Origin of the sequence: Streptomyces flavofungini, assembly GCF_030388665.1 — a bacterium.
Lineage (GTDB): Bacteria > Actinomycetota > Actinomycetes > Streptomycetales > Streptomycetaceae > Streptomyces > Streptomyces flavofungini_A.
Genome location: NZ_CP128846.1, coordinates 8394441 through 8410093 on the forward strand (window position 1 = coordinate 8394441; position 15653 = coordinate 8410093).

General features: G+C 74.4%; 16 protein-coding genes. 10 read left to right on the forward strand and 6 right to left on the reverse strand.

What is annotated here, in order from left to right; all coding sequences use genetic code 11:
• The first annotated feature begins 152 nt into the window (after positions 1 to 152).
• From lnt to QUY26_RS36345, 7 genes are all read left to right on the forward strand, one after another.
• Positions 153 to 1745, forward strand: a complete 1593-nt coding sequence (gene lnt / locus QUY26_RS36315; protein WP_436840461.1) for an apolipoprotein N-acyltransferase — start codon at positions 153 to 155, stop codon at positions 1743 to 1745.
• Between the two features lie 9 nt (positions 1746 to 1754).
• Entirely contained in the window at positions 1755 to 2225 is a 471-nt protein-coding gene (locus QUY26_RS36320) for an NUDIX hydrolase (protein WP_289954308.1), read from the forward strand.
• Positions 2226 to 2352: 127 nt separating this feature from the next.
• A complete protein-coding gene (locus QUY26_RS36325; protein ID WP_289954310.1) occupies positions 2353 to 3060 on the forward strand; it encodes a hypothetical protein in 708 nt (235 codons plus the stop codon).
• A 49-nt stretch (positions 3061 to 3109) separates the two neighbouring features.
• Positions 3110 to 3736 (forward strand): hypothetical protein, encoded by a 627-nt coding sequence (locus QUY26_RS36330; RefSeq protein ID WP_289954312.1) that lies wholly within the window; start codon positions 3110 to 3112, stop codon positions 3734 to 3736.
• Between the two features lie 63 nt (positions 3737 to 3799).
• A complete protein-coding gene (locus QUY26_RS36335) occupies positions 3800 to 4984 on the forward strand; it encodes a methyltransferase (RefSeq protein ID WP_289954315.1) in 1185 nt (394 codons plus the stop codon).
• Positions 4985 to 5000: 16 nt separating this feature from the next.
• Positions 5001 to 5678, forward strand: coding sequence for an alpha-ketoglutarate-dependent dioxygenase AlkB family protein (locus QUY26_RS36340; RefSeq protein WP_289954316.1), 678 nt, complete (start codon positions 5001 to 5003; stop codon positions 5676 to 5678).
• Positions 5679 to 5850: 172 nt separating this feature from the next.
• On the forward strand, positions 5851 to 6759 hold the full coding sequence (locus tag QUY26_RS36345; protein ID WP_289954320.1) for an SDR family NAD(P)-dependent oxidoreductase: 909 nt from the start codon (positions 5851 to 5853) through the stop codon (positions 6757 to 6759).
• A gap of 54 nt (positions 6760 to 6813) precedes the next feature.
• Here the strand turns inward: QUY26_RS36345 and QUY26_RS36350 are convergent, their stop codons facing one another.
• The 3 genes from QUY26_RS36350 to QUY26_RS36360 form a co-directional block, all read right to left on the reverse strand.
• Positions 6814 to 7542 carry a 2OG-Fe(II) oxygenase gene (locus QUY26_RS36350; protein WP_289954321.1) on the reverse strand — a complete coding sequence of 243 codons (729 nt, stop codon included), beginning with the start codon at positions 7540 to 7542 and terminating at the stop codon, positions 6814 to 6816.
• 456 nt (positions 7543 to 7998) lie between these two features.
• Positions 7999 to 8496: a methylated-DNA--[protein]-cysteine S-methyltransferase gene (locus tag QUY26_RS36355; protein WP_289954322.1), complete on the reverse strand. Its 498-nt coding sequence runs from the start codon at positions 8494 to 8496 to the stop codon at positions 7999 to 8001.
• Between the two features lie 207 nt (positions 8497 to 8703).
• A complete protein-coding gene (locus QUY26_RS36360; protein WP_289954323.1) occupies positions 8704 to 9330 on the reverse strand; it encodes a LysE family translocator in 627 nt (208 codons plus the stop codon).
• Positions 9331 to 9441: 111 nt separating this feature from the next.
• On the opposite strand from QUY26_RS36360, the gene QUY26_RS36365 reads away from it, so the two are divergent.
• The 3 genes from QUY26_RS36365 (at position 9442) to QUY26_RS36375 (ending at position 12712) form a co-directional block, all read left to right on the forward strand.
• Positions 9442 to 9894 (forward strand): Lrp/AsnC family transcriptional regulator, encoded by a 453-nt coding sequence (locus QUY26_RS36365; RefSeq protein ID WP_289954324.1) that lies wholly within the window; start codon positions 9442 to 9444, stop codon positions 9892 to 9894.
• Positions 9895 to 10064: 170 nt separating this feature from the next.
• Complete coding sequence (locus tag QUY26_RS36370) at positions 10065 to 12086, forward strand: NADPH-dependent 2,4-dienoyl-CoA reductase (protein WP_289956343.1); 2022 nt, start codon at positions 10065 to 10067, stop codon at positions 12084 to 12086.
• 68 nt (positions 12087 to 12154) lie between these two features.
• Positions 12155 to 12712, forward strand: a complete 558-nt coding sequence (locus QUY26_RS36375) for a PadR family transcriptional regulator (RefSeq protein ID WP_289954326.1) — start codon at positions 12155 to 12157, stop codon at positions 12710 to 12712.
• Here the strand turns inward: QUY26_RS36375 and QUY26_RS36380 are convergent.
• The 3 genes from QUY26_RS36380 to QUY26_RS36390 are packed head-to-tail and all read right to left on the reverse strand — an operon-like array spanning position 12709 to position 15643.
• Positions 12709 to 13845 (reverse strand): Gfo/Idh/MocA family protein, encoded by a 1137-nt coding sequence (locus tag QUY26_RS36380; RefSeq protein ID WP_289954328.1) that lies wholly within the window; start codon positions 13843 to 13845, stop codon positions 12709 to 12711. The two genes, QUY26_RS36375 and QUY26_RS36380, sit on opposite strands and share 4 nt — an antisense overlap.
• Positions 13842 to 14594 (reverse strand): sugar phosphate isomerase/epimerase family protein, encoded by a 753-nt coding sequence (locus QUY26_RS36385; RefSeq protein WP_289954330.1) that lies wholly within the window; start codon positions 14592 to 14594, stop codon positions 13842 to 13844. The genes QUY26_RS36380 and QUY26_RS36385 overlap by 4 nt, the downstream gene beginning before the upstream one ends.
• A 53-nt stretch (positions 14595 to 14647) precedes the next feature.
• On the reverse strand, positions 14648 to 15643 hold the full coding sequence (locus QUY26_RS36390; protein WP_289954332.1) for a helix-turn-helix transcriptional regulator: 996 nt from the start codon (positions 15641 to 15643) through the stop codon (positions 14648 to 14650).
• Positions 15644 to 15653: the final 10 nt, after the last annotated feature.

The following is a 15653-nucleotide window of genomic DNA, read 5'->3' on the forward strand; positions in this document are numbered from 1 at the left end:
GCTTCGGAACACGCTAGCGGCTGGGACCACCAATTGTGGAGATCTTGCGCAGGAACGATCCGGCGCAGGTCCGGAACGGTCCCGCGGGGCGGCCGCGCGGGCGGCCCGGACCGCGGTGTCCGTGGCCAGGTGACGCGCCGTACACTCCCCGAGTGACCGCCACCACCGCTCCCACCGAGGCGTCCGAGCAGACCGAACCGTTGCCCGGCCCACAGACGCGCGCCGAGCGGATCCGCAGAAGGCTGATTCCCGCCGGGACGGCGGTGCTCTCCGGCGTCCTGCTGTATCTGAGCTTCGCGCCGCGGGAACTGTGGTGGCTCGCCCCCTTCGCCTTCGCCGTCCTCGGCTTCGTCCTGCACGGGCGGCGCCCGAAGTCCGGCTTCGGCCTCGGGCTGTTCATGGGGCTCGGCTACTTCCTGCCGCTCCTCTCCTGGACGGGCGTCGACGTGGGGCCGCTGCCGTGGATCGCGCTCGCCGTCGCCGAGACGCTGTTCGTGGGCCTGACCGGTCTGGGCATCGCCTACGTGTCCCGGCTGCCCGCGTGGCCCGTGTGGGCGGCGGGCGTGTGGATCGCGGGGGAGGCCGCACGGGCCCGCTTCCCCTTCGAGGGCTTCCCCTGGGGCAAGGTCGCCTTCAGCCAGCCCAGCGGCCTGTTCCTGCCGCTCGCCTCGCTCGGCGGCACCCCGCTGCTCGGCTTCGCGGTGGTCCTCTGCGGCTTCGGCCTCGCCGACGTCGTACGCCGCCTCAAGGCCGATCCCCGCGCGCGTGAGCGCGCGCTCGTCGCGTCCGCCGCGCTGACCGTCGCCCCCGTCGCCGCCGGGGCCGCCGCCCTGCCGCTCGTGGCCACCGGCGCCGAACACGGCACCGCGACCGTCGCCGTCATCCAGGGCAACGTGCCGCGCATGGGACTGGACTTCAACGCCCAGCGCCGCGCCGTCCTCGACCACCACGTCCGCGAGACCCTGCGCCTCGCCGCCGACGTGAAGGCGGGCAAGGCCAAGCAGCCCGACCTCGTCCTGTGGCCGGAGAACTCCTCCGACATCGACCCGTACGCCAACGCCGACGCCTACGCCGTCATCGACAAGGCCGCCAAGGCCATCAAGGCCCCCGTGTCCGTGGGCGCCGTCGTCACGGGCAAGGACGGCAAGCCCCGCAACCGGCAGATCCTCTGGGACCCGAGGACCGGACCGGGCGCCACCTACGACAAGCGGCACCTCCAGCCGTTCGGCGAGTACATGCCCTACCGCGGCTTCTTCCGCGTCTTCAGCTCCGACGTCGACCGCGCCGGGATCTTCCAACCCGGCACGGAGCCCGCCGTGTTCGACATGGCGGGCACCGGCATCGGCCCGGTGACCTGCTACGAGGCCGCCTTCGACGACGTGGTCAGGGACCAGGTCCGCGAAGGCGCCGAGATCCTCTCCGTGCCCAGCAACAACGCCACGTTCGAGCGCAGCCAGATGACGTACCAGCAACTGGCCATAGACCGGGTGCGGGCCGTCGAGCACGGCCGGGCCGTCATGGTGCCCGTCACCAGCGGCGTCAGCGCCGTGATCCGCCCCGACGGGTCGATCGCGCAGCGCACCGGGATGTTCACCGCCGAGTCCCTGGTCGCCGACGTGCCCAAGCGCACCTCGCTGACGCCCGCCACCCGCGCCGGAGTCTGGCCGGAGGTCGTCCTGGTGCTCGTCGGCGCGGCAGGGGTCGGCTGGGTGATCGCCCGCCGCCGCGCCGGCGCCGCCGGTTAGGGTCGGATCATGGCTACTCCCGACTTCATCCGCACCGTGCGCGCCGACGCGGGCCATCAACTGCTGTGGCTCCCCGGAGTCACCGCCATCGTCTTCGACGACGCGGGCAGAGTCCTGCTCGGCCGCCGCGCCGACAACGGCAAGTGGTCGGTCATCGGCGGCATCCCGGAGCCGGGGGAGCAGCCCGCCGCGTGCGCCGTGCGCGAGGTCTTCGAGGAGACCGCGGTGCGCTGCGTCGCCGAGCGCGTGGTCCTCGTGGAGGCGCTGGAGCCGGTCACGTACCCCAACGACGACGTCTGCCAGTTCATGGACATCACGTTCCGCTGCCGGGCCGTGGGCGGCGAGCCGCGCGTGAACGACGACGAGTCGCTGGAGGTCGCGTGGTTCCCGCTGGACCGGCTGCCCGACCTGCACGAGACCGGGCTCTTCCGGATCAAGCAGGCCATGGCGGAGGGGCCGACCTGGTTCGACCGCGGCTGAGAGGCCGTCCGCCGCCCTGCGGCGAGGACCGGGCCATGGTGACGGCCCGGCACAGCATGTAACCTGCACGGACATTGTCCGCGCGGCGGCCCGCACGCCGCCGCAGCACTCGGAACAGGGGCGGGAGTTGAGCCGGAGGACCTACGGCCTGACGCTGCGCGGGCTCGCCTGCGCGCTCCTCGCCTGGCAGGTCTGGCTCGTGTGGCACCTGAGCACCTACGGCGTCTCGACCGTCGTGTGGTCGTGCGACGACGAGGGCTGCGGCAGCGACCAGTTCGCGTCCCTGGCGCCGGAACTCGGCATCGCGTCGGCGGCGCTGCTCGGCCTCGTCGCCGCGCGGTTCCTGCACCGCGCCACGGTGGGCGCCGTGATCTCCCTGAGCGCGGCCGGCGCCGCCGCGGGCTGGTACGACGCGGTGTCCGACGGGCGCGTCGGGTACGGCACGGTCACCGACTTCATGCTCGTCGTGCCCGCGGGGCGGCACACCGTGTCGGGCTGGCTGACCTTCCTGTGGTCGGTCGCCGCCGCGGGCGGCCTCGTCGCCGTGTGGGGCGGCGCCGTGAGCCTGCGGCGCACCGCCGCCCTGCGCAGGCTGCGCGCCGACTTCAGCACCGCGCAGGCCCGCCTGGAGGGCTGGCGCCCGGTGCGTGGCAGGCGCGGCGAGGTCACCGTCGTCTTCCACGACGTCCAGGGCGCCCGGTACGCCGTGCCCGTCGTCGTGGACCGCGCCGCCCTGGACCGGCCCGTGCTCGCCGTGTACGACCGCACCGACCCCGCCGACCCCCGCCGCACCCGCGTCGCGGTGCCCCGCCGACGGCGGCTGCGCTTCTCATGAGCCACGCGGCGCAGACGTCCTCGCGGTACGTGGCGACGGGGCCCCTCGCATGATGCGCGCGGCGCGCCGCCTCCTCGCCCCGGACACGCTGCTCGGCGCCGCCGCCGTCGGCCTCGCCTTCGGCGCGCTGGCCGAGGGCGTCATCGACGGCCCCACCTGGCTGCTCGTCGTCGGCCTCACCGCCACCGCCGCCACGTTCCTGTGCCTCGGCGCCGTCGCCGAACGCGGGCAGAGCGCCGGGATCGCCGCCGGGCTGCGCTCCGGCGGCCCCCGCGCGTACGCGCCCGCCCTGGTGCACACCGTGCGGGCTGTCCACCGGGACACCGGGCAGCTCGCCCTCGACCCGCAGGCCGCGGGCAGCCTGTTCGCCTTCGACCTGACCGTCGTGCCGGAGGGCGGGCGCCCGTTCCGCGTCGAGGTGCGGCACCCCCTCGACGTACAGGACCTGCTGCACCGCGGCCACGCCGTCGTCGAGTACGACCCGCGCCAGCCCTGGCGCGTCGTCCTGCCGGACCGGCCTCCCGCCGAGTGGGCGGCCCGCGCGCGGCGCCTCGACCCGGAGGCCGCGCACACCACCGAGGGACCCCCGGCCGGGCTGCCGCCGGGGGCGCACCTCCTCGTCGCGGGGGCGGTGGTCGCGGCCGGGCTGGTCGGGGCCCTGCACCTGGCGGGCTGACGAGGGCGTGCGCTGCACCTGGCGGGCCGGCCGGGGCGCGTGCTCCGTTAGCCTGAGGGCACGATGAACCGTTTGAGCACGTCATGGGGCGAGTACGACCTCACCCGCTTCCCCGAGGACCCGCGCGACACCCTGCGGGCGTGGTCCGCGGCCGACGCCTACCTGCTGCGGCACCTCGCGGGCGAGGAGGGCGGCGAAGGCGGGCAAGGCGGCGCCCCGGTCGCCCTGGACGGCACCGTCGCCGTCGTCGGGGACCGGTGGGGCGCCCTCACCACCGCGCTCGCCGCGCACCGGCCCGTGCAGATCACCGACTCCTACCTCGCCCGCCGGGCGACCCTCGCCAACCTGGCGCGCGCCGGTCTCCCGGCCGACGGCGCCCGCCTGTTGACGACGCGGGACACCCCTCCGGAGCGCGTCGACGTGCTCCTCGTGCGGGTCCCGAAGAGCCTCGCGCTCCTGGAGGACCAGCTGCACCGGATCGCCCCGGCGCTGCACGCGGGCAGTGTCGTGGTCGGCACCGGCATGGTCACCGAGATCCACACCTCGACCCTGGACCTCTTCGAGCGGATCGTCGGCCCGACGCGCACCTCGCTGGCCCGTCAGAAGGCCCGCCTGATCTTCAGCACCCCCGTCCCCGGGCGCACCTCCGGGCCCGCCCCCTGGCCCCGGTCGTACGTCCTGCCGGGCGACTCCGGCGCGGGCGCGGGCCTGACCGCCGTCAACCACGCGGGCATCTTCTGCGCCGAACGCCTCGACATCGGCACCCGCTTCCTCCTCCAGCACCTGCCCGCGAGCAGTGGCGACGCGCACATCGTGGACCTGGGCTGCGGCAACGGCATCCTCGGCACCGCCGCGGCCGTCGCCAACCCCGACGCCCGGCTCACCTTCGTCGACGAGTCCTACCAGGCGGTCGCCGCCGCCGAGGCCACCTTCGCGGCGAACACCGCGCGGGACTCCGCCGCCAAGGCCGACTTCGTCGCCGGGGACGCGCTCACCGCGATGCCGCCGGAGTCCGTGGACCTGGTCCTCAACAACCCGCCCTTCCACAGCCACCAGGCGACCACCGACGCCACCGCCCAGCGCATGTTCCGCGGCGCCCGCGCGGCGCTGCGCCCCGGCGGTGAACTCTGGGTCGTCGGCAATCGGCACCTCGGCTACCACGTGCGCCTCAAGCGGGTCTTCGGCAACGTCGAAGTCGCCGCGAGCAACCGCAAGTTCGTGATCCTGCGGGCGGTCCGGCACTCGTGAACGCGGGCTCCTGGCCATGACCGGCGAACTGTTCCCGCGCGAGCCCGGCGAGGTGGCGCCGGGCGCGGTCCATGTGCCCGACTGGCTCGGGCAGCAGCGGCAGCGGGACCTCGTCGCCGCCTGCCGCGCGTGGGCGCGGCCCCCGGCCGGTCTGCGCACGGTCAGGCTGCCCGGCGGCGGGACGATGACGGCGCGACAGGTGTGTCTCGGCTGGCACTGGTACCCGTACGGGTACGCGCGCACCGTGGTCGACGGTGACGGCGCGCCCGTGAAGCCCATGCCCGGGTGGCTCGCGGACCTCGGACGGGAGGCGGTGCGGGCGGCGTACGGCGACGAGGCGGGGCCCGCGGACGGCACGGCCGAGGAGGCCCCCGCCGCGTACGACATCGCGCTCGTCAACTTCTACGACGCCGACGCCCACATGGGCATGCACCGCGACAGCGACGAGCGGTCCACGGCGCCCGTCGTCTCGCTGAGCCTCGGCGACACCTGCGTCTTCCGCTTCGGCAACACCGAGACCCGCACGCGGCCGTACACCGACGTCGAGCTGCGCAGCGGTGACCTGATGGTGTTCGGGGGTCCCTCGCGGCTCGCGTACCACGGCGTGCCGAAGGTGTACGCGGGCACCGCGCCGCCGGAACTCGGTCTCACCGGGCGGCTCAACCTCACGCTGCGGGTGAGCGGCCTGCGCTGAGAGAGCCGCTCTTGAGCGAGGGCTCGCGCGGGGCGGGCCGCGGCGGCGGGGCGAGCGGATGGGCGAGCGGATGGGCGAGCGGATGGGCCGCGGTGTGCGGGGCAGGGGTCGTGCGACGGGTTCCGCCGTACGCTGGAGGGGGTCCCGAAGCCATGGGTTCGAGGTGGGCGGCGTGCCAACGACGGTGATGACCGGCGGCAGTTCGGGATTCGGCGCGATCGCGGCGGCACGGCTCGCCCGGTCCGACGGCGCCCGGCTCGTCGTGGGGGCGCGCCGCACCGCCGCCGTCGGGGAGTCGATCCCGCTGGACCTGACCGAGCTCGACTCCGTACGGGCCTTCGCCGCGGCCGTCCGCGAGCGCCTGGGCAACACCCCGGTCGACGCCCTGGTGCTCAACGCCGGGGTGGTCCGCCCCGACGCCGCCGGGCGCACCGCCGACGGCTTCGAGACGACGTTCGCCGTCAACCACCTCGCCCAGTACCTGGTGTTGCGGTTGCTGCTGCACGACCTCGCGGACGGGGCGACCGTCGTACTGACCACGAGCGGCACCCACGACCCCGCCACCAAGGCCTCGCTCCAGCCGCCCCGGCACGCGGACGCCGAACTGCTCGCGCACCCCGACCGCGACCCCGGCCTCGACCCCCGGCCGCGCAAGGCGGGCCAGCACGCCTACACCGCGTCCAAGCTGTGCGTCGTCCTCACCGCCCGAGCCCTGTCCGGACGGCCCGACGCCCGGGCCCGGCGGCTCACCGCGCTCGCCTACGACCCCGGGCAGGTCTTCGGGACCGGTCTCGCCCAGGACCTGTCGCTGCCCCTGCGTGCGGCCTGGTCGCTGTGCGGCACGCCGGTCCTCGGGTGGCCGCTGCGGCGGTTGAACCGCACGCTCAACAGCCGCGCCGACGCCGGGAACACCTTGGCCGACCTCGCCCTCGGGAGCGTGGTTCCGCCGAGCGGCCGCACCCACGCGGCCCTGCGCGGAGGACGGCTCACGTGGACGGACCCGTCGGAACTCGCCCGCAGGGACGACGTGGCGCAGGCCTTGTGGCGGGACAGCGCGAGGCTGGTGGGCCTGCCCGGGTGACGGGCCGTGCGGGGCCGCCGCGCTCACGGCGGCCACGGGCCCGCTCCTGCCCGCCTACGCGTCGTGGAAGACCAGGCCGAGGGAGTGCCGCAGCCCCGAGCGGACCGTGCTCACACCGTGCCGCACCGGTGCCGCCGACCAGCCGCGGCGGGAGCGGACGGGGCGGTCACGGGTGGTGAAGACAAGACCGTGGCCCTGCGGAAGCACGGTCACCGTGCCCCGCGACTGGGCCCGCGGGCGCTGCTCGACCAGCAGGAACTCGCCGCCCGTGTAGTCGGTCCCGTGCTCGTCGAGGCCGATGACGACCTGGAGCGGGAAGACGAGGTCGCCGAACAGATCGCGGTGCAGGGCGTTCCAGTCGCCGCTCTCGTACCGCAGCAGGATCTGCGACGACTTGGCCTGGCCCGCCGCGTGGCACTGCTCGATCCAGGCGTCCAGGGTGTCGGGCCAGGGCGCGGGGCGGTCGAGGCGGGCGGCCCAGTCGCGGGCGACGGGCAGCAGGTGGGGGTAGAACGCGCGGCGCAGCTCGGCGATCCGGTCGGGCAGGTCGTGACCGAAGTACCGGTACTGGCCGGAGCCGAAGCGGTGGCGGGCCATGTCGACGGTGGAGCGGAATCGGTCGGTCTCGTCGTAGAGCGCGGCGATCCCGCGGCACTCGTCGGGGGTGAGGAGCGGGCCGGTGAGGGCACAGCCGTGCTGGTCGAGGTCGTCGGCCACGGTCTGCCAGTCCGTGGCACGGACGCGGTCGGCGGGTCCTGCGTCGTGGCTCGGGGTGGCGGTCATGGTGGGGTCTCCGTGCGGGATCGTGGGTGATGAAGCAGGTCAATTCGGGTGTGTAATGACCCGCCGCGCCGACGGCGGTGCGGCCGTGGCGACCGCCGGTGGAGCGGTCGGGGCCGGTGGTGCCGCGGTCGGGATCGGTGGTGCCGCCGCCCAGGACCAGGTGCCGCGACTGCGGGCCTGGACCGACGGGACCGGGCGGATCTTCACCAGGGCGCCTGACCTCGCGGGGGGTGCGGGGTGCGCCGCGGGTCCGGGTGTCCGTGGGGCCGGCTGACCGGGTGCCCGGTCCCCGGGGACGGGCCTTCGCCCCATCGACCCGGTGCCCGCCACCCGCTCCTCGGCCCGGTCGCGCCGTCGCCCCGGCACCCGGCAGCCGTTCCTCGGCCCGGTCGCGCCGTCGCCCCGGCACCCGGCAGCCGCTCCTCGGCCCGGTCGCGCCGTCCGGCGGCGCCCCGCTCACCCCGTCTCCAGCTCCAGCAGCTGCTTCTTGCGGTCGAGGCCGCCCGCATAGCCGGTGAGGGAGCCGTCCGCGCCGACGACGCGGTGGCAGGGGCGGATGACCAGGACGGGGTTGCGGCCGAGGGCCGTGCCCAGGGCGCGGACCGCCACCCGGGACAGGCCGAGCCGTTCCGCGAGCTTTCCGTACGTGGTCGTGGTGCCGTACGGCACGGAGTCCAGGGCGGACCACACCGTGCGCTGGAACTCGGTGCCCGCCCCGCCCGCGTACTCGATGTCGAAGTGCGTGAGCGTGCCCGCGAAGTACGCGCGGAGCTGGCCGGTGATCTCCGTGAACGCCTCGTCGTCCCGGACCCAGCCGTCCTGGACGACCGCGCCGCCCTTCTGGCCCGGCATCGACAGGGAGGCGAGTGCCGTCCCGCCGGGGGCCGTCGCCGACGCCTCGCCCACGAGCAACAGCTCGCCCAACGGGCTGTCGAACGTCGTGTGGACTGTCATCGCGCCTGTCCTCTCTCCCGCTCTGCTGCGCATCCGCTGATGCGTCTTTCCTGGTCCGGGGCTTGCTGCCCCGATCCGTCCGTGCCAAGTCTGCGCGCTGCGGGCGCCGACGGCTGGCGGATTTCGGACGCGGTGCTCAGGGGGAGGGGCGCGGTGCTGGTGGCGCCAGGAGAGACGCGAGGAGAGGGAGGCGGGGCGCGGGTGCGGTCAGGTCAGCTGCTCGACGACCAGGACCGCGCCGATCACGATCATCGCGGCCCCGGAGATCCGGGTGACCACGCGCGCGGCGGTCGGGCGCGTGCGCAGGACGGTACGGGCGAGCACGCCCACGCACAAGTAGATGGCGCCGCAGCTGAGGATGTGGATCAGGCCGAGGGTGCTGATCTGGAGGGCGAGCGGCCAGCCCGTGCCGGGCTGGGTGAACTGGGGGAGCAGGGCGAGGAAGAGAAGCAGCGCCTTGGGGTTGAGGCCGCTGATCCCGGCGCCCTGGAGGACCCGGCTGCGCCAGGGCGCGGGCGCGGCGGTGCCCGGTGTGCCGTCCGGCGCGGCGGGGGTGCTCGGGCGGGTCAGCGTGGTCACGCCGAGCCAGATCAGATACAGCGCGCCGAGCAGCGTGAGTCCGGCGAGCACGGCCGGGTGGTCGGCGACGACGGCCGCGATGCCGGCCGCGACGACGGCGGTGAGGCCGACGTAGCCGAGCAGAAGGCCGCCGACGGCCGGGGCCACCGAGCGATCCCGCAGCCCTGCCGATATCGCGTACGCCCAGTCCGCGCCAGGAACCAGGATGAGCAGGACGGACACCGCCCAGAAAGCGGTGATGGAGCTGACGGCCATGGATGTTTTTTCCCTCCCTGTTCGGTTGCGTGAGGGAGGTTAGTTCCGATCTGCCCAAAAGTGCTCCCAAGATCTGCCGCGCAGAGGTGTGCGAGTGGAAGAATCTTCCTCATGGACTCAGTCGACCGGCAGATCCTTGCCGAGCTGCAGAAGGACGGCCGCCTGACCGTCACCGAACTGGCCGCGCGGGTGCGCCTGAGCCTGTCGCCGTGCCACCGCAGGCTGCGTGAACTCGAACGCCGTGGTGCGGTGCGGGGCTACCGCGCCGTGCTCGACCCCGAGGCCGTCGGCCTGACCTTCGAGTCACTGGTCTTCGTCACGATGCGCCAGGAGGACCGGGACACGGTCGCCGCCTTCGAGTCGGCCGTCGCCGACATCCCCCAGGTGGTCCAGGCGCAGCGCCTCTTCGGTGACCCGGACTATCTCCTTCGCATCGTCAGCAAGGACCTGCGGGCCTTCCAGCAGCTGTACGACGAGGAGCTTGCGACGCTGCCCGGGGTGCAGCGCCTCAGCTCGACGCTCGTGATGAAGCACGTGGTGCGCGAGCGGTCGCTGCCGCTGTGAGCCCGCCGGGGGCCCGCTGTGAACTCCGTCTCGCGCGGCCCCATCCGTATGTGCAACTAGTTGCATAAAGCTGAGGGCTGCCCTACAACTGTTCCGACGACACCGATGACGCTGACGCCCCCGCGTATCCCGGCGTATGTGGACGAAAGAGGCCGTACCGCATGAGCTCAGTGAGCCGCTACCCGCACCTGCTCAGCCCCCTCGACCTGGGCTTCACGACCCTGCCCAACCGGGTCCTGATGGGCTCCATGCACGTGGGCCTGGAGGAGGCCCCCGACGGGTTCGCGCGCATGGCCGAGTTCTACGCGACCCGGGCCCGCGGCGGCGTCGGCCTCATCGTCACCGGCGGCATCGCCCCGAACGACGCCGGACGGCCCTACGAGGGCGGCGCCAAGCTCACCACCGAGGCGGAGGCCGAGAAGCACGCGGGCGTCACCGCGGCCGTGCACCGCGAAGGCGGCCGGATCGCGATGCAGATCCTGCACTTCGGGCGCTACGCCTACCACGACCAGCTCGTCGCGCCGAGCGCCATCCAGGCGCCCATCAGCCCCTTCCCGCCGCGCGCCCTGGAGGACGACGAGGTCGAGCAGACCGTCGAGGACTTCGTGCGGGCCGCCGAGCTGGCCAAGCTCGCGGGCTACGACGGCGTCGAAGTCATGGGCTCCGAAGGCTACTTGATCAACGAGTTCATCGCGGCGCCCACCAACCGGCGCACCGACCGCTGGGGCGGCGCCTACGAGAACCGCGTCCGCTTCCCCGTCGAGATCGTCCGCCGCACCCGAGAGCGCGTTGGCCCGGACTTCATCATCATCTACCGCCTCTCGATGCTCGACCTCGTGCCCGGCGGCTCCACGCTCGCCGAAGTCGTCCAGCTCGCCAAGGAGATCGAGGCCGCGGGCGCCACCATCATCAACACCGGCATCGGCTGGCACGAGGCCCGCATCCCGACCATCGCCACCTCCGTGCCGCGCGGCGCGTACACCTTCGTGACCAAGAAGGTCATGGGCGAGGTGTCGGTGCCGCTCGTCACCACCAACCGCATCAACACCCCCGAACTGGCCGAGCAGTTGCTCGCCGACGGCGCCGCCGACATGGTCTCCCTCGCCCGGCCGCTGCTCGCCGACCCGGACTTCGTCGCCAAGGCGCGGGCCGAGCAGGCCGACGCCATCAACACCTGCATCGGCTGCAACCAGGCCTGCCTCGACCACACCTTCAGCCTGCAGATCACCTCCTGCCTGGTGAACCCGCGCGCCTGCCACGAGACCGAACTGGTGCTCGCCCCCACCCGCCGCGCCAAGCGCGTCGGCGTCGTCGGCGCGGGCCCCGCCGGGCTCGCCTGCGCGGTCTCCGCGGCCGAGCGCGGCCACAGCGTGACGCTGTACGACGCCGCGTCCGAGGTCGGCGGGCAGCTCAACATCGCCCGCAAGGTCCCCGGCAAGGAGGAGTTCGACGAGACGTTGCGCTACTTCCGCACCCAGCTCGAACTGCGCGGTGTGGACGTCCGGCTGAACACCCGCGTGACGGCGGACCAGCTCACCGCCGCCGGGTACGACGAGATCGTGATCGCCACCGGCGTCACGCCCCGCACCCCCGAGATCCCCGGCGTCGACCACGCCAGCGTCGTCAGCTACCTGGACGTCCTGCGCGACGGCGCACCCGTCGGGGAGCGGGTCGCGATCGTCGGCGCGGGCGGCATCGGCTTCGACGTCGCCGAGTACCTCACCGACAGCGGGGACAAGGCGAGCCTGGACCCGGCGACGTACTTCAAGCAGTGGGGCGTCGACATGGACTACCGCGAGCGCGGCGGCCTCACCGAGCCCGTCAGGCCCACCCCGCCGCGCACCGTCCACCTCCTCCAGCGCAAGACGTCGAAGGTCGGCCAGGGCCTCGGCAGGACCACCGGGTGGATCCACCGCACCGAGCTGCGCCACCGAGGTGTCGCCATGGTCAACGGCGCCACCTACGACCGCATCGACGACGAGGGCCTGCATATCACCGTCGGCGACGAGCAGCGGACCATCCCCGTCGACACGGTCGTCCTCTGCACCGGCCAGGAGCCCCGGCGCGGCCTGTACGAGGAGCTGATCGCCGCGGGCGTCGACGCGCACCTCATCGGCGGCGCCGACGTGGCCGCCGAACTCGACGCCAAGCGCGCCATCAAGCAGGGCACGGAGCTGGCCGCCGCGCTGTGAGTGACCCGGGCGCGCGGCCGGCCGAGCGGGACGGCCGCGCGCCCGCTCACCGTCCCTAGGATGCCGTCATGTCACTCCCGCACGCGATCCTCACCGCCCTGCTCGAGAAGCCGTCATCGGGTCTGGAGCTGACGCGCCGGTTCGACAGGTCGATCGGCTACTTCTGGTCCGCCACCCACCAGCAGATCTACCGCGAGCTCGGCAGGCTGGAGCGCGACGGGCTCACCCGCGCGCTGCCGTCCGCGCAGGCCACGCGCGGCCAGAAGAAGGAGTACGAGGTGCTGCCCGCGGGCCGCGCCGAACTGGCCCGCTGGACGGCCGCGAGCCAGGACCCCAAACCGCTGCGCGACACCCTGCTCCTGCGGCTGCGCGCCGCCGCCGTCGTCGGCACCGACGGCATCGAGGCGGACCTGCGCCGCCATCTCGCCCTGCACGAGCAGCAGTTGGCCGAGTACGAGGAGATCGAGCGGCGCGACTTCCCGCCCGGCAGGGATGCCATCGAGGACCGGCTGCGCCATGTCGTGCTGCGGGCCGGGATCGACCTGGAGACGTTCTGGACGCGGTGGCTCACGCGCACCCTTGAGGAGCTGACGGAGCCGGAAGGCCGGTCCGGGGCTGCCGACTAGCCGGTCCCGAGCGTGGCCGCCGTCGGGTCCCAGCCGTCCGGGAGCGGGGGCGGCGGCACGACCTGGGCCGGGAGCGGGGTGAACTCCGCGCGGTCGGCGGAGCGGATGACGGCCGCCATCGTCTGCAGGACGTGCAGGGCGAGGGCACCGGACGCCCGGTGGGTGTCGGGCGCGGCGCCGTCCCGCAGGCCGTTTCGGGCCCGGATCGCGCGGGCCATGTCGAGGACCCCGAGCCCCCGCCCGTCCGTGCGCCCCCGCACCGGGAGCTCCCGCCACTCGCCGTCGCCGTTGGCCCGCACCCGCAGCGGGCCCCGGAACGTGTTCGGGTCGGGCACGGCGAGGGTGCCCTCCGTGCCGGTGATCTCGAACCGGATCCGGGGGTGGGAACTGTCGAAGCTGAACGTCGAGTTGGCGCTCGCCCCCGACGCGAAGTCGAGGAGCGCGCACACGTGCGTCGGCACGTCGACCGGGAACGCCTGCCCGGCCTTCGGTCCCGAGCCGACCGTGCGCTGCGCCCGGGCCCGCCCCGCCGTCGCCGCCACGCGCTCCACGGCGCCGAAGAGCGCCACCAGTGCCGTCAGATAGTAGGGACCGAGGTCGAACAGGGGCCCCGCGCCCGGCTGGTAGAAGAACGCCGGGTCCGGGTGCCAGCCCTCCGGGCCGAGGCTCTGCACCGCGGTCGTCGCCGCGACGGGCGTGCCGATGTGCCCCGCCCGGACGGCCCGCAGCGCCGACTGCAGCCCCGCGCCCAGGAACGTGTCGGGCGCGCCGCCGAGCAGCAGCCCCCGCTCGGACGCCTCGGCGAGCAGCTTCTCGGCGTCGGCGGGCGCCGGCGTGAGCGGCTTCTCGCCGTACACGTGCTTGCCCGCCCGCAGCGCCGCGGCCGCGACCTGCGCGTGGGCGGCGGGCACGGTGAGGTTCACGATCAGCTCGACGTCCGGCTCGTCGAGGACGGTGGGCAGATCGCCCGCGAGCGGTATGCCGTGGGTGCGGGCCGCGGCGGCCGCGCGCTCCGGCAGGATGTCCGCGACGGCCACGAGCCGGATGTCCGGGAAGGTGGCGAGGGTGCGCAGGTACTCGGCGCTGATGACGCCCGCGCCGACGACGGCGACGCCGACCGGGCCCGTGCTCACACGGCCTCCAGGGCGCTGACGTACGTGCGGCTCGCGGCGAGTTCCCCGAGCAGGTCGCCCGCGCAGGCGTCGAACTCGACGACGCGCCAGGCGTCCGGCGCCGCGGCCAGGACCTCCGGCACCGGCATGGTGCCGCCGCCGACCGCGACGTTCGGGTCGTCCTTCGTGCCGGGGCCGTCCTTCAGGTGCAGGGCCTGCACGCGGTCGCCGAGGCGGGTGAGCAGCGCGGGGACGTCCGCGCCCGCGACCGCCGCCCAGTACGTGTCGACCTCCAGGAACACCTCCGGGGCCAGGAGTTCGGCGAGGACCTCCAGGGCGGGGCGCCCGCCGTGGCTCGCCAGCCGCGGCTCCACCTCCCACCAGTGGTTGTGGTAGCCGAGCCGCAGCCCGTGCCGGGCCGCCTCCCGCGCGAGGCCGCCGAGGCGGTCGGCGACGCGGGCCAGGCCGTCGTACGTCGTGAAGTCCTCGTGCGGGAACCCGGCGGGGACGATCGCCAGCGGTGTGCCGAGCGTCGCCACCGCCTCCAGGACGGGGCCGGGTTCGCCGGTGAGGAGCTGCGCGGCGTGCGCGCCGGACACGGTGAGGCCGAGCTCGTCGGCGAGGCGGCGCAGCCCGGCCGCGTCGTCGGTGACGTCGTACGCCTCCACCGCGCCGTATCCCATCTCCGCCAGTCGGCCCAGGGTCCCCGCGCGGTCGGCGGCGAACTCCTCGCGCACGGAGTAGAGCTGAACGCTGAGCGGTCGTGGCATGGAGGTCCCTCCCCGTCGGCGGCTGGGAGGACCGTAAGGCGCGGGCGTCGCGTCTACAAGGGTGCCTGCCGTCCGCCGACCCCGTAGGTCAGGGCGAGCGCGCCGATCGTGGCGGCCATGGCCCGGCGCAGTTCGGGCGGGGCCACGACCTCGACGTCGACGCCGAGCCGGAGCAGTTCGCCGCAGGCGTGGGCGGTGCTCTCGGTCGGGATGACGGCCTCGACCCAGCCGTCGTCGCCGACGGGGGTGGCGGTGGTGTCGACGGCCCGCGCCACGTCCGGCGGGACGTTGTCGGGCAGGCGGCGGCGGCCGCGCGGGGACAGGCGGACGGTGGCGGTGCCGGTGTGGCGGCGGCTGTGGAAGTCCTCCAGGTAGGAAGCCCAGTACGCGCCCAGGTCGAAGTCCCGCGGCCGGTCGAAGCGCTCGTCGGTGAGGGTGGCGTCGAGGACCTGGGTGACGCGGTAGGTCGCGGTCCGGCTCTCCGACGCCGCCACGAGGTACCAGGTGCCGGACTTGAGCACGAGGCCGTAGGGGCGCAGGCGGCGGCTTCCCTCCTGCGGGGCGCGCCAGCGGCGGTAGCGCACATCCACCGCGTGCCGGGCGAGCACCGCGTCGACGAACAGGGGGAGGTGGGGCGTCTCCTCGGGCTCCCGGTACCAGCCGGGGGCGTCCACGTGGAACACCGCCGCGGTCCGCGCCGCCTCCTCGCGCGGCCCCGCCGGCAGCGCGGCGAGCAGCTTCAGACGCGCTGCCGTCACCTCCGCCGCGAGGCCCAACTCGGCGGCGGGGCCCGGCAGTCCGGCGAAGAACAGTGCCCGCGCCTCGCCCTCGCTCAGCCCGGTGAGGCGGGTGCGATAGCCGTCGAGCAGCTGATAGCCGCCGCCGCGGCCCGGCTCCGCGTAGACCGGGACCCCGGCCTCCTGCAGCCGCGCCACATCGCGGTAGGCGGTCCGCACGGACACCCCCAGCTCCTCGGCGATGCCCCGCGCGGACACCCGGCCACGGGACTGGAGCAACAGCAGCAGCGACAGCAGACGACCGGCGGACATGGACACATTC

Excerpts from the sequence above, each read along its gene's own strand:
- QUY26_RS36350 (WP_289954321.1), bottom strand. The coding sequence starts at position 7,542 with ATGACCGCCACCCCGAGCCACGACGCAGGACCCGCCGACCGCGTCCGT.
- QUY26_RS36355 (WP_289954322.1), bottom strand. The coding sequence starts at position 8,496 with ATGACAGTCCACACGACGTTCGACAGCCCGTTGGGCGAGCTGTTGCTC.
- QUY26_RS36390 (WP_289954332.1), bottom strand. The coding sequence starts at position 15,643 with ATGTCCGCCGGTCGTCTGCTGTCGCTGCTGCTGTTGCTCCAGTCCCGT.
- QUY26_RS36365 (WP_289954324.1), top strand. The coding sequence starts at position 9,442 with ATGGACTCAGTCGACCGGCAGATCCTTGCCGAGCTGCAGAAGGACGGC.
- QUY26_RS36360 (WP_289954323.1), bottom strand. The coding sequence starts at position 9,330 with ATGGCCGTCAGCTCCATCACCGCTTTCTGGGCGGTGTCCGTCCTGCTC.
- QUY26_RS36385 (WP_289954330.1), bottom strand. The coding sequence starts at position 14,594 with ATGCCACGACCGCTCAGCGTTCAGCTCTACTCCGTGCGCGAGGAGTTC.
- QUY26_RS36375 (WP_289954326.1), top strand. The coding sequence starts at position 12,155 with ATGTCACTCCCGCACGCGATCCTCACCGCCCTGCTCGAGAAGCCGTCA.
- QUY26_RS36335 (WP_289954315.1), top strand. The coding sequence starts at position 3,800 with ATGAACCGTTTGAGCACGTCATGGGGCGAGTACGACCTCACCCGCTTC.
- QUY26_RS36340 (WP_289954316.1), top strand. The coding sequence starts at position 5,001 with ATGACCGGCGAACTGTTCCCGCGCGAGCCCGGCGAGGTGGCGCCGGGC.
- QUY26_RS36330 (WP_289954312.1), top strand. The coding sequence starts at position 3,110 with ATGATGCGCGCGGCGCGCCGCCTCCTCGCCCCGGACACGCTGCTCGGC.
- QUY26_RS36320 (WP_289954308.1), top strand. The coding sequence starts at position 1,755 with ATGGCTACTCCCGACTTCATCCGCACCGTGCGCGCCGACGCGGGCCAT.